We start from the raw sequence: 16,002 nt of genomic DNA on the forward strand, positions 1-16,002 counted from the left end.
CTTCAGTACGGGGTCGGTGACTAGCGTCGGCCCCGTATATCTGCGCATTTCGCTGTCCTGGCGATCCTTGTGCGCAATGAAAGATGCTTTTTCAAAACACAAAAAAATCACATAGCATGCTGAACGCAGTGACCTGCGGGTCATAAAGTGCATCTTCACCTTATTGTGTTAAGGGCACAGCCATGCGTCCGGCTTGCTTAACGTGCCCATCGCCCTGAAAATGTCCGCAAATGACCTCTTTTGGTAGTGCCCTGATCTTTGTGGGACGAATATTGAACTGTTTACTAATCGGGAAACCCTGATGATTGGCATAAAAAGCATAGCGAGTTACGTGCCCACGGCTGGCGTGGATAACTACGCTCAGGGTGCCAAGTTCGACAAGGATGAAGATTTCATCCTTGGCAAAATCGGCTCCACCTTCCTGCCGCGCAAAGACGCAGGTCAGGAGACTTCCGACCTTTGCGTCGAAGCGGTCAACAAACTGCTGGCCAATAACCCGCAGCTGAGCCGCGAAAGTATTGATGTATTGATCGTCGTGACGCAGAACGGTGATGAAGAGGGGCTGCCTCATACCGCAGCTATCGTCCAGGACAAGCTGGGCCTGTCGACCAACGTCGCAGCGTTCGATATCTCCCTGGGTTGCTCGGGTTATGTCTACGGTATCTACGCGATCAAAGGGTTCATGGAAGCAGCTGGCTTGAAGAACGGCTTGCTGGTGACTGCCGACCCTTATTCGAAGATCGTTGACCCTGAAGATCGTAATACCACCATGCTGTTTGGCGATGCCGCCACAGCGACCTGGATGGGGGAGGATGCTGTCTGGAAACTGGGCAAAGCCAAGTTCGGCACTGACGGTTCCGGTGCGCCCCATTTGAAGGTCAGCAATGGCGTGTTCTTCATGAATGGCCGCCAGGTCTTTAACTTTGCCTTGCTAAAAGTGCCCGCGCATTTGCACGAGTTGCTGTCCGAGTCAGGCTTGCAACCTGATGACATCGACGCGTTCTGCATTCACCAGGGCAGTGCAGCGATCGTCGATGCCGTGGCGCGTCGCTTTGAAGACAAGCCCGAGAAGTTTCTCAAGGACATGGTCGAGACAGGTAACACGGTTTCCTCCAGTATCCCGCTGCTGCTCGAAAAGCATGTGCTGGATTCAACCTGGACACGCGTTGCCTTGAGTGGCTTTGGTGTGGGGCTGTCGTGGGGCTCGGCGATTATTTATAAAGGCTGAGCGAGCGCATCAGCTGTGACGTAGCGGTTTGCCTGACACGCCGCTGCGTTACTTCCCTCCCGCTGATCTTAACAAGCAAGTCCAATCCTCCTGGTTTATCCCGTGGTGGTTTCGCTGCATGGTGTTGTTCGTCAGCGCCTTCAGTCCAGGGTTTGCGCTTCGCTTCATTTTCTACAGACGATTTATTCAGCTACTGTTTAGTCGGCAGCGACGCTGGCAGGGCAATCCTGCAGACGCGTTATAAATTGCTTCTGGTTGCTGTTTCATTGATGAATGCACCAAACGCCTCTCCAGTGCGGTGATTTTCTGGCGTCATTTCTTTGTGGTTCTCGCGCTAAGCCCTTGTTTTACAGGGGGTGGCCGTCTGCTAGTAATTTTTTTCAAAAAAGTCCTCAAGCAAGTTGCAACCGCGACGATAACTATTACGAAGGTTCTCTAGGCACACCCGGCGCTTGCAGGGGCCGGAAGCCCGCAGTACTCAACCAACGAGGAATTCATCATGGCTTTAACAGTAAACACCAACGTTGCATCCTTGAACGTTCAAAAGAACCTCGGCAAGGCATCTGACGCCCTTTCGGTTTCGATGACTCGTCTGTCCTCGGGCTTGAAAATCAACAGCGCTAAAGACGACGCTGCCGGCCTGCAAATCGCTACCCGTATCACTTCGCAGATCCGTGGTCAGACAATGGCGATCAAAAACGCCAACGACGGTATCTCGATCGCTCAGACTGCTGAAGGCGCTCTGCAAGAGTCGACCAACATTCTGCAGCGTATGCGTGAACTGGCTGTTCAGTCCCGTAACGATAGCAACAGCGCAGACGACCGTATCGCTCTGAACAAAGAATTCACTCAGATGAGTGAAGAGCTGACCCGTATCGCCAACAGCACCAACCTGAACGGCAAGAACCTGATCGACGGTTCCGCCAGCACCATGACTTTCCAGGTTGGCTCCAACAGCGGCGACTCGAACCAGATCTCCCTGACTCTGAGCGCAAGCTTCGACGCCAGCACCCTGGGTGTCGGCTCGGCAATCACCATCGTCGGTTCCGACAGCGTTGAAGCAGAAGACAACTTCTCTGCTGCAATCGCTGCAATCGACTCGGCTCTGTCGACCATCAACGCCACTCGTGCTGACCTCGGTGCTGCACAAAACCGTCTGACCAGCACCATCTCCAACCTGCAAAACATCAACGAAAACGCCAGTGCTGCACTGGGTCGCGTACAAGATACCGACTTCGCTGCTGAAACTGCTCAGTTGACCAAGCAACAAACTCTGCAACAGGCTTCTACTTCGGTTCTGGCTCAGGCCAACCAGCTGCCTTCCGCTGTACTGAAACTGCTTCAGTAATAACGGCATGAGCTTTGGCGGGGGAGTGCGTTTCGTGCTCTCTCGCCTTTTTACTTTCAGAGGTTTTGGTTATGGATATGAATGTAAAGCTGAACCTGTCTTATCCTGCCGCTCAACCGGCACCGCAGTCTGTGGTTGTGGATAAACCGGTAGAGAAAACTTCAGTGGCAGGCGTTTCTGCTTCGGCTGAAAGTAAAGGTTCGCAGCAACAGGGGCAGGCGCCGGATGATGAGCGGGTAAAGGCTGCTGCGGAAGATATTCAAAAATTCTTCCAGTCGGTCGAGCGTAATCTCGAATTCTCAGTCGACGAATCCTCTGGCAAGGTCGTGGTCAAAGTTATCGCAAGCTATTCTGGTGAAGTGGTTCGACAGATTCCGAATGAGGAAGTGTTGAAGCTCGCCGAGAGCCTGAGTGATGCAGGTAGCTTGTTGTTCAGGGCTGAAGTCTGATAACTGGCACGAAACTTGTTGCAGGTCCGATGGGCCGCTAACGGGTCAAAAGACCGGCAATACTCTTGAAGGGAGATGCACATGGCAAGTCCAATTTCTGCTAGTACAGGTCTGGGTTCCGGCCTGAATATCGGTGACATCGTCAAGGTTTTGGTTGATTCGGACAAGGCAGCCAAAGAGAACCAGATCACCAAGCAAACCGCCAAAACCAATGATTCTCTGTCGGGCGTTGCAAAGCTTAAATCGGCTTTGACTGCACTTCAGGATGCAATGAAAACCCTGAATAGCACCACTGCGCCTGCATTTCTGGGTTATGCCGCAACATCGTCTGCCGATACGGTAGTCAAAGCGACTGCAAACAACACTGCAGTTAACGGCACCTATACCATTGGTGTTAACAAGCTCGCGACGGCTTCCAAGGTTGCCACCGCTGCGCTTTCAACCGCTCAGACCAGTGCCATTCCGAGTGGTGAGTTGCTCATCAGTCAAAATGGCACTAATTACAAAGTTACGCTCGCCGATGGCGGGACGCTGCAGGATGCTCGGGACTCGATCAACAAGCAACTACAGACCGCAGGCATCAGCGCCAACATCATTACGGATGCTGATGGCTCGCGTCTGGTGTTCAGCTCGACGACCACCGGCAAGGGCAGCGACATTTCGGTAGCCGGTAGCGGTAATGTCGGTTCGCTGCTGGATATTGACGGCACCAAAACCATGAAAGAAACCACCGTAGGTGGTGTCAAGGGTGCCGGTGCCATTTCTGAGGTGGCAGGGGATGCGGAGTTCACCGTCGACGGCCTTGCCATAACCAGTAAAAGCAACACCGTTTCCGGTGCGATTTCTGGTTTGAGTTTCGATCTTTTGACGGCGGGTACGGCGGATGCTCCGAAGTATTCGACCATTACCGTAGCCACCAATACTGACGGATTGAAGACCTCGCTCAACACCTTCATGACGTCCTATAACACGCTGGTCAACCTGGTCACGAGTCTGACCAAGGGGTCCACCAACGCTGATGGCACCTTTGCTCCTGCCGAACTGACCGGTGATTCGACGGCTGCCGGGATGCTTTCCGCCATTCGTAACCAGCTCGCGACTGCTACCACCAACAGCGGTCTGGGTTCCCTGGCGCAACTGGGTATCACTACTCAGAGCAACGGTACACTGTCCATGGACAGCACAAAATTCACCGCTGCGATGAACGACAAAAAGCTTGCAGGTCAGGTCCAGAGTCTGTTCTCAGGCGACACCGGGCTACTGGCAAGGATTGGCAAGGCAATCGATCCTTACCTGAAGACTGGCGGTATTCTGGCAACCAAGACCACTCAGCTGACCAAGACTCAAAATGATCTGACTAACCAAAAGGCCGCACTGGATCGTCGAGTTGAATCGCTCACCGCGTCTTTGACCAAAAAGTACAACGCCATGGACCTTGTCGTAGGCCAGCTCAAAGCAACGGCCTCAAGCATTACCTCGATCTTTGAGGCAATGAATGCACAGAAAAATGCGTCGTAATTGACATGACATTCAAGAACCCGACCCCGTGTCGGGTTTTTGCTTTACGCTAAAGTTTTTTGACGTGGCGTCGATAGCTTGAGTATGTGGTCCTGGAGTTGATACGAGGTTATTTATGAATCCGATGTTAGCGTTGCGGCAATACCAGAAGATTGGCTCTCAGGCTCAAACCTCTGAAGCCAGTCCTCATCGCCTTGTGCAAATGTTGATGGAAGGCGGTCTTGACCGTATTGCCCAGGCTAAAGGCGCAATGGCCCGCAAGGATATTGCCAGTAAAGGCATCTTCATCAGCAAGGCCATCGGTATTGTTGGCGGTCTGCGCGAAGGGCTGGATCTGGACAAGGATCCGACTGACGCACTGAGGAATCAGGATAATCTTTATCACTTCATGATGAAGCGCCTGGCTGAAGCCAATGTAAAGAATGATCCAAAGATGCTGGATGAAGTTGCAGGTTTACTGATCACAGTCAAGGAAGGCTGGGATGCAATTGCTGATCAACAAAATCAATAAGAAGCTGTTGTACTGAGGATATTGACATGAGTGCTGCACTCAAGCGTATCGAAGAAACTCGCGAAGCGCTGGTTGGCGCCTTGGCTGAGCGCGATTGGGAAACCATTGGCAAGCTGGACCTGGCCTGTCGTGCCTGTGTCGAGGACGTTATTAGCAAAGATACGCCTAATGAGCCGGAGTTGCGTAATAACCTGGAAGAGTTATTGACGGTCTATCGGCAGCTGATTGACACTGCAACGGGCGAGCGTCAGGCGATTGTCGACGAAATGACGCAAATCACCCAAGCCAAAAACGCAGCAAAGGTTTACCATCTGTTTGATTCGTGACCGGTTGGTCAAAATATGCTTTACGCCATAAATTTGACTGTTTACGGTATTTTGACTTAACTAGCGATGTTTACTATTTTCTGGTGCTCGGTATAAGAAGTGGCCGAGATACCAAGCTGCCCCATGTATGGGCACTGAGTTGACTAGGGAAGTTGCTATTGCATGTGGCGTGAAATCAAGATTCTCCTGATCGATGACGACAGCCAGCGCCGCCGTGATTTGGCGGTAATTCTGAATTTTCTTGGCGAAGAAAATTTGGCCTGTTCCAGCCAGGATTGGCAGCAGGTTGTTGGCTCTCTTACGTCCACACGCGAAGTATTGTGCGTGCTTGTTGGCACCGTTAATTCTCCGGGCAGCCTTCAAGGATTGCTTAAGACCGTCGCTGCATGGGATGAGTTCCTTCCTGTTTTGCTTTTGGGAGAAAATTCTTCTTCCGTCGAGCTTCCTGAAGACTTGCGTCGCCGTGTGCTCTCGAACCTTGAGATGCCGCCGAGCTACAGCAAGCTGCTAGATTCCCTGCACAGGGCTCAGGTCTATCGCGAGATGTATGACCAGGCGCGTGAGCGCGGTCGTCATCGCGAACCCAACCTTTTCCGCAGCCTGGTGGGTACCAGTCGCGCCATTCAGCATGTCCGGCAGATGATGCAGCAGGTTGCTGACACCGACGCCAGTGTGTTGATCCTCGGCGAGTCCGGGACCGGCAAGGAAGTGGTCGCGCGCAATCTGCACTATCACTCCAAACGTCGCGACGCACCCTTTGTGCCGGTCAACTGCGGGGCTATTCCTGCGGAGCTGCTTGAAAGCGAATTGTTCGGTCACGAGAAGGGCGCCTTTACCGGGGCAATTACCAGTCGTGCCGGGCGTTTCGAACTGGCTAACGGCGGCACGTTGTTCCTGGATGAAATCGGTGACATGCCGCTGCCGATGCAGGTCAAGTTGCTGCGGGTTCTTCAGGAACGCACGTTTGAGCGCGTCGGCAGTAACAAGACGCAAAGTGTCGACGTTCGGATTATTGCTGCCACGCACAAAAATCTCGAGACCATGATCGAGATCGGTAGCTTCCGGGAAGACCTTTACTACCGTCTGAACGTATTCCCTATCGAGATGGCGCCGCTGCGTGAGCGGGTCGAAGATATTCCCCTGCTGATGAATGAGCTGATCTCGCGCATGGAGCACGAAAAGCGCGGTTCGATTCGTTTCAATTCCGCTGCCATCATGTCGCTGTGCCGCCACGGCTGGCCGGGTAACGTCCGTGAGCTCGCCAACCTTGTTGAGCGTATGGCAATCATGCATCCGTATGGTGTGATTGGCGTTGCGGAGCTGCCGAAAAAATTCCGTTACGTCGATGACGAAGATGAGCAGATGGTCGAAGGTATCCGCAGCGATCTCGAAGAGCGCGTTGCGATCAATGGGCACACGCCAAACTTCGCCAACAGCGCTGTTCTCCCGCCTGAAGGGCTCGACCTCAAGGATTATCTGGGTGGCCTTGAACAAGGTTTGATTCAGCAGGCGCTGGACGATGCCAGCGGCATCGTGGCGCGTGCCGCCGAGCGGCTGCGAATCCGCCGGACCACGCTGGTTGAGAAGATGCGTAAATACGGCATGACGCGTCGCGATGGCGATGAACAGGCGGATGATTGACGCGCACGCTGTCTGAATAAAGCCAAGCCCCTGAATTATCAGGGGCTTTTTTTTCGGCACGAGGATTGCTAAGTCTCCAGGAACATACCGTTTTTAATGACGGTTCGCCACGCGAGAGAATATCTATGTCCCAGGCCGCTCAGCAGATTTCTTCTGGTCCCGCACTTCACGTGCCGCAGTCCCTCGAGCTGGAAAGTCGTCAGGGCCTCGAACAGGCGTTTCAGCTGTTTAATCAGATGTCTACGCAGCTGACGGACTCTTACAGCTTGCTGGAGGCGCGGGTCACAGAGCTCAAAGGCGAGTTGGCAGTCGTCAGTGCTCAGCGTATGCAGGAGCTGGCGGAGAAAGAGCGGTTGGCGTTCCGACTGCAGAATCTTCTGGACCTGCTGCCGGGTGGCGTAATTGTGATCGATGCCATGGGTGTCGTACGCGAAGCCAATCCGGCAGCGGTGGATCTGCTCGGTCAACCGCTGGTGGGTGAGCTCTGGCGGCATGTCATCAGCCGCTGCTTTGCGCCGCGTGAAGACGATGGTCACGAAATATCCCTCAAGGATGGGCGTCGTTTGTCCATTTCCACGCGCTCGCTGGATGCTGAGCCCGGGCAACTGGTTTTGCTTAACGACTTGACTGAAACCCGTCGTCTTCAAGGGCAGCTTGCTCGTCACGAGCGTTTGTCGTCCCTGGGTCGAATGGTAGCTTCGCTGGCTCATCAGATTCGCACGCCGCTTTCTGCCGCACTGATCTACGCCAGTCATTTGACAGAGCAACAGTTGCCGGTGGAAACCCAGCAACGTTTTGCAGGGCGGCTCAAGGAGCGCCTGCATGAATTGGAGCATCAGGTCCGCGACATGCTGGTCTTTGCCCGTGGCGAGTTGCCGCTGACCGACCGCATAACGCCGGTCGAGCTGTTCGAGACGCTGCAGGCTGCAGCGCATACTCAAACGCAGGATCTGTCTGTGCGTTGGCAATGTGACAGTGTTGAGGGCCAGCTATTGTGCAATCGCGACACGCTGGTCGGGGCGTTACTCAATCTGGTCGAGAATGCTGTGCAGGCCAGCGCTGGTCGCACGCGTCTGAAAATCCATGCTTACGCGCGTGGCGATGTGTTGAGGCTGTGTGTCAGCGATAACGGCAGCGGCATTGATGCGGCGGCGCTGGCGCGAATCGGTGAGCCGTTCTTTACGACTAAAACGACGGGAACCGGTCTTGGTCTGGCGGTAGTGACCGCTGTTACCCGCGCGCATCAGGGCGGAGTGCGGTACCAATCCCGGGTGGGACGCGGTACTTGCGCGATTGTCACGTTGCCGCTGATCCCGGCACCCGGCTCAAGGGAAGTTTGCTGATGGCGATCAAGGTATTGCTGGTCGAGGATGACCGTTCATTGCGAGAAGCGCTGGGCGATACCCTTGAGTTGGCAGGGCATGATTATCGCGCGGTTGGCTGCGCGGAAGATGCGCTGCTGGCTGCCGCCGATGAGTCATTCGGTCTGGTGATCAGTGACGTAAACATGCCAGGTATGGACGGGCATCAGCTGCTGAAGTTGCTGCGCGAGCGTCATCCACAGCTGCCGGTTCTGTTGATGACGGCCCATGGCGCAGTGGAGCGGGCGGTGGACGCGATGCGTCATGGGGCGGCCGATTATCTGGTCAAACCGTTCGAACCCAAGGCTTTGTTGGGGCTGGTTGAGCGCCATGCACTCGGTCGTCTGGAGCCAGCAGGCAGCGATGGCCCTGTCGCCGTCGAGCCTGCCAGCGCGCAGTTGCTCCATCTGGCCAGTCGAGTGGCGAAAAGCGATTCGACCGTGTTGATTTCAGGTGAGTCCGGAACCGGCAAAGAAGTGCTGGCCCGGTTTATTCATCAGCACTCACCCCGGGCTGATAAGCCGTTCATTGCCATCAACTGTGCGGCCATTCCCGACAACATGCTTGAAGCAACCTTGTTTGGGCACGAGAAAGGCTCTTTTACCGGTGCTATCGCCGCTCAGGCGGGTAAGTTCGAGCAAGCCGATGGCGGCACTATTCTGCTCGATGAGATATCCGAAATGCCCATGGGCTTGCAAGCCAAGCTGCTTCGTGTGCTTCAGGAGCGCGAGGTGGAGCGAGTCGGTGGCAAGAAGCCCATCCTCCTCGATATCAGAGTCGTCGCCACGACTAACCGTGATCTGGCCGGTGAAGTGGCGGCGGGGCGTTTCCGGGAAGATTTGTACTATCGGCTTTCGGTTTTCCCTCTGGCGTGGCAGCCGCTGCGTCAAAGGACTGCCGATATTCTGCCGCTGGCCGAGCGATTGCTGGCCAAGCATGCCAATAAAATGAAGCACGCTGCTGTCAGGCTTTCTGCGCAGGCGCAAGCTTGTCTGGTGAGTTATGCCTGGCCTGGAAATGTCCGGGAGCTTGATAACGCTGTGCAGCGAGCGCTGATTCTGCAGCAGGGTGGCGTGATTCAAGCTGAGGACTTTTGCCTCACCGGGCCGGTGGTCTATGCAGTCGCGCCTGTGGCTTTGCCGGGCACTAGTGCCAGCGGTGCCGCTGTTTCAGGCGCTGCTGCGACGCCGCTGGAGCTGACGAGCGGGGATTCGGCAGGCGCTCTGGGAGATGACCTGCGGCGGCGCGAATTTCAGATGATCATCGATACGCTGCGCGCTGAGCGTGGCCGCCGTAAAGAGGCTGCCGAGCGGCTGGGTATCAGCCCCCGGACATTGCGCTACAAGCTGGCGCAAATGCGTGATGCGGGTATGGATGTAGAAGCGTATTTGTTTGCCACCTGAGGTTTTTCAGGGTTGTGCCGATAACGTGACCTCGGTTGCGCTTATTTGTCGCAGGGTAATGTGGGGTGGAAAATTTAATCTGAATCGGGTCAGTAAATACTGATTCAAAGCAAGGTTTGGCGTAACCATCCTACGAATTAACGCATCATGATGGCTAAATGCTGCTATGTAGCTGGCACTCTTGTTGCTTTGACATTAATGACCGCTGACTCGGTGTCAAAAATTTGCGGCCCTTATGAGAGAAACGTCCATGAGCCAAGGTGTTGAATTTAATCGCTTGATGTTGGACATGCGCGCCATGCAGATGGATGCCATGGCTGCGCCCAAGGCTGCCGCCACGCCGGAAATCGGCTCCAGCAGCTTTGCCGACATGCTTGGCCAGGCCGTCAACAAGGTCAATGACGTTCAGCAGGCGTCGAGCCAGTTGTCCAGTGCCTTTGAAATTGGCAAGAGCGGCGTGGACCTTACCGACGTGATGATTTCGTCGCAGAAAGCCAGCGTGTCTTTTCAAGCCTTGACCCAGGTTCGAAACAAACTGGTTCAGGCTTACCAAGACATCATGCAGATGCCGGTTTAAGGACGTATTGAGTCATGGCAGAAACACTCGCCGATAGCGTTCCGGCCAAAGCAGGCGCTCCTGCGGGCAAACCGTTGTTTGGTTTGGCCTTCCTGGAAAACCTCTCTGAGATGACCATGCTGCGTCAGGTTGGCCTTATGGTCGGCCTGGCTGCCAGCGTGGCCATCGGCTTTGCCGTTGTGCTCTGGTCGCAGCAACCTGATTATCGTCCGTTGTACGGCAGCATGGCCGGTATGGACGCCAAGCAGGTTATGGACACTCTGACTACGGCCAATATTGCCTACACCGTAGAGCCTAATTCCGGCGCATTGCTGGTCAAGGCTGATGACGTGCAGCGAGCGCGCATCCAGCTGGCATCCGCTGGTATTGCCCAGACTGACGCCAATGTCGGTTTTGAAATCCTCGACAAGGACCAGGGGCTGGGTACCAGTCAGTTCATGGAAGCGACCCGCTATCGTCGTGGTCTGGAAGGTGAGCTGGCGCGGACAATTTCATCCCTGAACAACATCAAGGGTGCGCGTGTGCACCTGGCGATTCCGAAAAGTTCGGTGTTCGTTCGCGATGATCGCAAGCCAACGGCTTCTATTCTGGTTGAGTTGTATCCCGGCCGTTCGCTTGAGCCTGCTCAAGTCATGGCAATCGTCAATCTGGTGGCTACCAGCGTTCCCGAGCTGACCAAGTCGCAAGTGACCGTAGTCGATCAAAAAGGCAACTTGCTCTCCGATCAGGCGGAAAATTCCGAGCTGACCATGGCGGGCAAACAGTTTGACTATGCCCGTCGCATGGAAGGCATGTTGACTCAGCGTGTACAGAACATCCTGCGGCCAGTGCTGGGCACTGATCGCTATAAGGCTGAAGTGTCTGCCGACGTCGACTTCAGTGCTGTCGAGTCCACTGCAGAAAGCTTCAACCCTGATCAGCCTGCATTGCGTAGCGAGCAGTCGGTCAACGAACAACGCTCCAGCAGTTCGGGACCGTCAGGTGTGCCGGGAGCCTTGAGCAACCAGCCTCCAGGACCGGCAACCGCACCGCAAACTGCCGGCGCTGGTGCAGCGGGTGCTGCCGCAGCGATTGCTCCGGGCCAACCTCTATTGGATGCCAACGGTCAGCAGATCATGGACCCGGCCACGGGCCAGCCTGCCTTGGCGCCATACCCGGCTGACAAGCGTGTGCAGTCGACGAAAAACTTTGAGCTGGACCGCTCGATCAGCCACACCAAGCAGCAGCAGGGCCGTTTGAATCGCCTGTCGGTTGCCGTGGTGGTTGATGATCAGGTCAAGATCAACCCTGCCAACGGTGAGACGACCCGTACGCCATGGAGCGCCGAAGATCTGAATCGCTTCACGCGTCTGGTACAGAACGCTGTCGGCTTTGACGCCAGCCGTGGCGACAGTGTCAGCGTTGTCAACGTACCGTTCTCTGCCGAGCAGGGCGAGCTGATTCCGGATATTCCGTTCTACTCGCAGCAGTGGTTCTGGGACATCGTCAAGCAGGCGATGGGTGTCATCTTCATCCTGGTTCTGGTTTTCGGTGTACTGCGTCCGGTGCTGAACAACATCACCAACGGCAAGAGCAAAGAGCTTGCCGGGTTTGACGACGGTGCGGGTGGCTTCGGTGGCATGGGCGGTGGTGGTTCTGACGAGCTGTCCAATGACCGTGTCAGCTTGGGTGGTCCGCAAAGTATTCTGCTGCCTAGCCCGACCGAGGGTTATGACGCACAGCTGAACGCAATCAAGAGCTTGGTGGCCGAAGACCCGGGTCGTGTGGCCCAGGTTGTGAAAGAGTGGATTAACACTGATGAATGATCGAGCCGTCGTAGCCAAACTGAGCAAAGTTGAAAAGGCCGCCGTATTGCTGCTTTCTCTGGGCGAAACCGATGCGGCGCAGGTTCTGCGCCACATGGGGCCCAAGGAAGTTCAGCGGGTAGGCGTTGCGATGGCGCAGATGCGTAACGTGCATCGCGAACAAGTCGAAGAGGTGATGACTGAGTTCGTCGAGATCGTTGGCGATCAGACCAGCCTGGGTGTCGGCTCTGATGGCTACATCCGCAAAATGCTGACGCAGGCATTGGGCGAAGATAAAGCCAACGGCTTGATCGACCGGATCCTGCTGGGTGGTAACACCAGTGGTCTGGACAGCCTGAAATGGATGGAGCCACGTGCTGTGGCTGACGTCATCCGTTTCGAGCACCCGCAGATTCAAGCCATTGTGGTTGCTTACCTGGATGCTGACCAAGCGGGTGAAGTGCTCGGGCATTTCGACCACAAGGTGCGGCTGGATATTATTCTGCGGGTGTCTTCACTCAACACCGTGCAGCCAGCGGCACTCAAAGAACTGAACCAGATTCTCGAGAAGCAGTTCTCCGGCAACGCCAATACGTCGCGTACGACCTTGGGCGGTATCAAGCGTGCCGCAGATATCATGAACTTCCTCGACAGCTCCATCGAGGGCGCGCTCATGGATTCGATCCGCGAAGTCGACGAAGATCTGTCGACGCAGATCGAAGACCTCATGTTCGTCTTCAACAACCTTTCGGACGTGGACGATCGCGGAATCCAGGCGCTGTTGCGCGAGGTTTCTTCGGACGTGCTGGTACTGGCCCTCAAGGGTTCCGACGAGGCGATCAAGGAAAAAATCTTCAAGAACATGTCCAAGCGTGCGGCCGAGCTGCTGCGCGACGACCTGGAAGCGAAGGGCCCGGTCCGCGTCAGCGACGTGGAAACCGCACAGAAAGAAATCCTCACGATTGCTCGCCGTATGGCCGAGGCCGGGGAAATCGTTCTTGGCGGCAAAGGTGGCGAGGAAATGATCTAGTCTGTTGACGTTCCGTCGGAGAAACTGACCGGGGAGGCTCTCCCCGGTGTCCACCGTCTGGCTGGGCGACAATCGCCCGGCCACGCGGCCTGCGCTGAAACAACACAGACTCTAAGGCACTATTCATGTCCAGCTCCAACAAAGAACCGGTCAGCGAGCTTATCCGCGCCAAGGACGTCGGCGGTTTTGACGTGTGGTCGCTGCCCAGTTTTGACCCGTATCAAGAGCCTGAACCCGAGCCGGAACCGGTCATCGAAGAGCCGGTTGATGCGATCGAAGAAGTGCCGCTGGAAGAAGTTCAGCCACTGACCCTCGAAGAGCTGGAAAGCATCCGTCAGGAGGCCTACAACGAAGGGTTTGCCACTGGCGAGAAAGAAGGCTTTCACAGTACGCAGCTCAAGGTTCGCCAAGAGGCTGAAGTCGCGCTGAAGGGCAAGCTTGCGAGCCTTGAAGTGCTGATGGCCCAATTGTTCGATCCGATTGCCGAGCAAGACAAGCAAATCGAGCAGTCGGTGATTCATCTGGTCGAGCACATTGCGCGCAAGGTCATTCAGCGTGAACTGACCACCGACTCCCGACAGATTGGCAATGTTTTGCGCGACGCGCTCAAGCTGTTGCCCATGGGGGCTTCGAATGTGCGGATCTTCATCAATCCACAGGATTTCGAACTGGTGAAAGCGCTGCGCGAACGCCATGAAGAAAACTGGCGCATCGTTGAGGATGACACGCTGCAGGCCGGTGGCTGCCGGATTGAAACCGAGCACAGCCGGATCGATGCAAGCATCGAGACTCGCTTGACGCTGGCCATTGCCAAAATGTACGACCAGATGCACGAGCAGTCGCTGCATCCAGCCACTCCAGACCTCAGTCTGGAGTTAGAGACATCTGCGCCCGCGACCGCGCCTGCCAGCTCAGAAGTCGAGAAATCCGATGCGCCTTGATCGCACCAGCTTCGGCAAACGTCTTGGCTCCTATGCCGAAAACGTCGAGTTGCCCGTTCAGCCTGTTGTTGAGGGCCGCTTGCTGCGGATGGTGGGGCTGACGCTGGAAGCCGAAGGTTTGCGCGCAGCGATGGGCAGTCGCTGTGTGGTGATCAATGACGACAGTCACCACCCGGTTGAAGTTGAAGCCGAAGTGATGGGCTTTTCCGGCAGCAAAATCTTCTTGATGCCCGTGGGCAGCGTGGCCGGGCTGGCACCGGGTGCCCGAGTGGTGCCATTGGTGGATACCGGCCGCTTGCCCATGGGCATGGCCATGCTGGGTCGGGTACTTGATGGTGCCGGTCGGGCGCTGGACGGCAAGGGTGCGGTGAAGGCCGAGGACTGGGTGCCCATGGACGGTCCGACGATCAACCCGCTCAAACGCAACCCGATCAGCCAGCCCCTCGATGTGGGTATTCGCAGTATCAATGGATTATTGACGGTTGGCCGTGGTCAGCGTCTGGGTCTGTTCGCCGGTACAGGCGTCGGCAAGAGCGTTTTGCTCGGCATGATGACCCGCTTCACTGAGGCCGACATCATCATCGTTGGCCTGATTGGTGAGCGGGGTCGAGAAGTTAAAGAGTTCATCGAGCACAGCCTCGGTGAGGAAGGGCTCAAACGCTCAGTGGTCGTCGCTTCCCCTGCGGACGATGCCCCTTTAATGCGTTTGCGAGCGGCCATGTATTGCACGCGTATCGCCGAGTATTTCCGCGACAAGGGCAAGAATGTTCTGTTGCTTATGGATTCCCTGACTCGTTTTGCCCAGGCTCAGCGGGAAATTGCTCTGGCTATTGGCGAGCCCCCTGCGACCAAGGGTTATCCGCCGTCAGTATTTGCCAAATTGCCCAAACTGGTGGAGCGCGCGGGTAATGCCGAGGCGGGCGGTGGTTCAATCACTGCGTTTTACACCGTACTGTCGGAAGGTGATGACCAGCAGGATCCGATCGCGGACTCCGCGCGAGGAGTGCTCGATGGTCACATCGTATTGTCCCGACGTCTGGCAGAAGAGGGGCATTACCCTGCCATCGATATCGAGGCGTCGATCAGCCGGGTCATGCCGGCGGTAGTGACGCCGGATCACATGAATCAGGCTCAACATTTCAAGCAGCTGTGGTCGCGTTATCAGCAAAGTCGGGATTTGATCAGCGTGGGTGCTTATGTGCCGGGCGGTGATCGGGAAACAGACCTGGCGATTCATTTGCAGCCAACGCTGGTGCGCTATCTGCGCCAGGGGCTGAATGAAAATGAAAGTATGGAAAACAGCAGTGCGCAGTTGGCCGCTGTGTTCAATCCGGCAGCGGGTGGCTGATAAGTCATGGCCGTAAGTCGCGCAGCGCGCCTGGCTCCCGTGGTGGACATGGCTGAAAACGCAGAGCGCAAGGCTGCCCAGAGTCTGGGGCATTTTCAAGGTCAGGTGCGCATCGCTGAAGGCAAGCTCAACGATCTGGAGCAGTTTCGCCTGGACTATCAGCAGCAATGGATCGACAAGGGTGCCCATGGTGTTTCCGGGCAATGGCTGATGGGCTATCAGCGCTTTCTCACCCAGCTGGATACCGCTGTCGATCAGCAGCGTAGAAGCCTGGCCTGGCATCAGGATAACGTCGATAAAGCGCGCGCCACCTGGCAGCAGGCTTATGCGCGTGTGGAAGGGTTGCGCAAATTGGTCCAGCGCTACATCGATGAAGCCCGCCAGCTTGAAGACAAGCGTGAGCAAAAACTGCTGGATGAATTATCCCAGCGTCTGCCCAGGCATGCGCCGTTTTAACAGCGGGACCGGGTTCGAGCTCGCTGCACATTACTGAACCGTTATGCATTTCTCTGTGGGAGGCCTGGCTAGGTCTGGGCG

General features: G+C 55.8%; 15 protein-coding genes. All 15 read left to right on the forward strand.

Annotated features, from left to right (window positions below):
* Positions 1–301 precede the first annotated feature (301 nt).
* Positions 302–1,228 (forward strand): ketoacyl-ACP synthase III, encoded by a 927-nt coding sequence (locus ABRP31_RS07830; protein ID WP_087273182.1) that lies wholly within the window; start codon positions 302–304, stop codon positions 1,226–1,228.
* A gap of 499 nt (positions 1,229–1,727) precedes the next feature.
* The gene (locus tag ABRP31_RS07835) at positions 1,728–2,576 is read left to right on the forward strand and encodes a flagellin domain-containing protein (protein WP_349971844.1); all 849 of its coding nucleotides are present in this window, start codon (positions 1,728–1,730) and stop codon (positions 2,574–2,576) included.
* 71 nt (positions 2,577–2,647) lie between these two features.
* The gene (locus ABRP31_RS07840; protein WP_349971845.1) at positions 2,648–3,025 is read left to right on the forward strand and encodes a flagellar protein FlaG; all 378 of its coding nucleotides are present in this window, start codon (positions 2,648–2,650) and stop codon (positions 3,023–3,025) included.
* Positions 3,026–3,106: 81 nt separating this feature from the next.
* A complete protein-coding gene (fliD, locus tag ABRP31_RS07845) occupies positions 3,107–4,543 on the forward strand; it encodes a flagellar filament capping protein FliD (RefSeq protein ID WP_349971846.1) in 1,437 nt (478 codons plus the stop codon).
* 115 nt (positions 4,544–4,658) lie between these two features.
* The gene (gene fliS, locus ABRP31_RS07850) at positions 4,659–5,054 is read left to right on the forward strand and encodes a flagellar export chaperone FliS (RefSeq protein ID WP_087273191.1); all 396 of its coding nucleotides are present in this window, start codon (positions 4,659–4,661) and stop codon (positions 5,052–5,054) included.
* A 26-nt stretch (positions 5,055–5,080) separates the two neighbouring features.
* A complete protein-coding gene (locus ABRP31_RS07855; RefSeq protein ID WP_349971848.1) occupies positions 5,081–5,380 on the forward strand; it encodes a flagellar protein FliT in 300 nt (99 codons plus the stop codon).
* Positions 5,381–5,542: 162 nt separating this feature from the next.
* Positions 5,543–7,021, forward strand: a complete 1,479-nt coding sequence (fleQ, locus tag ABRP31_RS07860; protein ID WP_087273194.1) for a transcriptional regulator FleQ — start codon at positions 5,543–5,545, stop codon at positions 7,019–7,021.
* Between the two features lie 125 nt (positions 7,022–7,146).
* Positions 7,147–8,364 carry an ATP-binding protein gene (locus ABRP31_RS07865; protein WP_349971850.1) on the forward strand — a complete coding sequence of 406 codons (1,218 nt, stop codon included), beginning with the start codon at positions 7,147–7,149 and terminating at the stop codon, positions 8,362–8,364.
* Positions 8,364–9,785 carry a sigma-54 dependent transcriptional regulator gene (locus tag ABRP31_RS07870; protein WP_349971852.1) on the forward strand — a complete coding sequence of 474 codons (1,422 nt, stop codon included), beginning with the start codon at positions 8,364–8,366 and terminating at the stop codon, positions 9,783–9,785. Before ABRP31_RS07865 ends, ABRP31_RS07870 begins: the two co-directional genes overlap by 1 nt.
* A gap of 250 nt (positions 9,786–10,035) precedes the next feature.
* Positions 10,036–10,362: a flagellar hook-basal body complex protein FliE gene (gene fliE, locus ABRP31_RS07875; protein WP_349971853.1), complete on the forward strand. Its 327-nt coding sequence runs from the start codon at positions 10,036–10,038 to the stop codon at positions 10,360–10,362.
* Positions 10,363–10,376: 14 nt separating this feature from the next.
* Positions 10,377–12,167: a flagellar basal-body MS-ring/collar protein FliF gene (gene fliF / locus ABRP31_RS07880; protein ID WP_349971854.1), complete on the forward strand. Its 1,791-nt coding sequence runs from the start codon at positions 10,377–10,379 to the stop codon at positions 12,165–12,167.
* A complete protein-coding gene (fliG, locus tag ABRP31_RS07885; RefSeq protein WP_087273204.1) occupies positions 12,160–13,176 on the forward strand; it encodes a flagellar motor switch protein FliG in 1,017 nt (338 codons plus the stop codon). Before fliF ends, fliG begins: the two co-directional genes overlap by 8 nt.
* Positions 13,177–13,301: 125 nt before the next feature.
* The gene (fliH, locus tag ABRP31_RS07890; RefSeq protein WP_087273206.1) at positions 13,302–14,117 is read left to right on the forward strand and encodes a flagellar assembly protein FliH; all 816 of its coding nucleotides are present in this window, start codon (positions 13,302–13,304) and stop codon (positions 14,115–14,117) included.
* A complete protein-coding gene (fliI, locus tag ABRP31_RS07895; protein WP_087273208.1) occupies positions 14,107–15,465 on the forward strand; it encodes a flagellar protein export ATPase FliI in 1,359 nt (452 codons plus the stop codon). Before fliH ends, fliI begins: the two co-directional genes overlap by 11 nt.
* Before the next feature lie 6 nt (positions 15,466–15,471).
* Positions 15,472–15,921, forward strand: coding sequence for a flagellar export protein FliJ (gene fliJ, locus ABRP31_RS07900; RefSeq protein ID WP_087273210.1), 450 nt, complete (start codon positions 15,472–15,474; stop codon positions 15,919–15,921).
* The last annotated feature ends 81 nt before the right edge of the window (positions 15,922–16,002 follow it).

The sequence above is a fragment of the Pseudomonas caspiana genome (assembly GCF_040224095.2).
Taxonomy (GTDB): domain Bacteria; phylum Pseudomonadota; class Gammaproteobacteria; order Pseudomonadales; family Pseudomonadaceae; genus Aquipseudomonas; species Aquipseudomonas caspiana.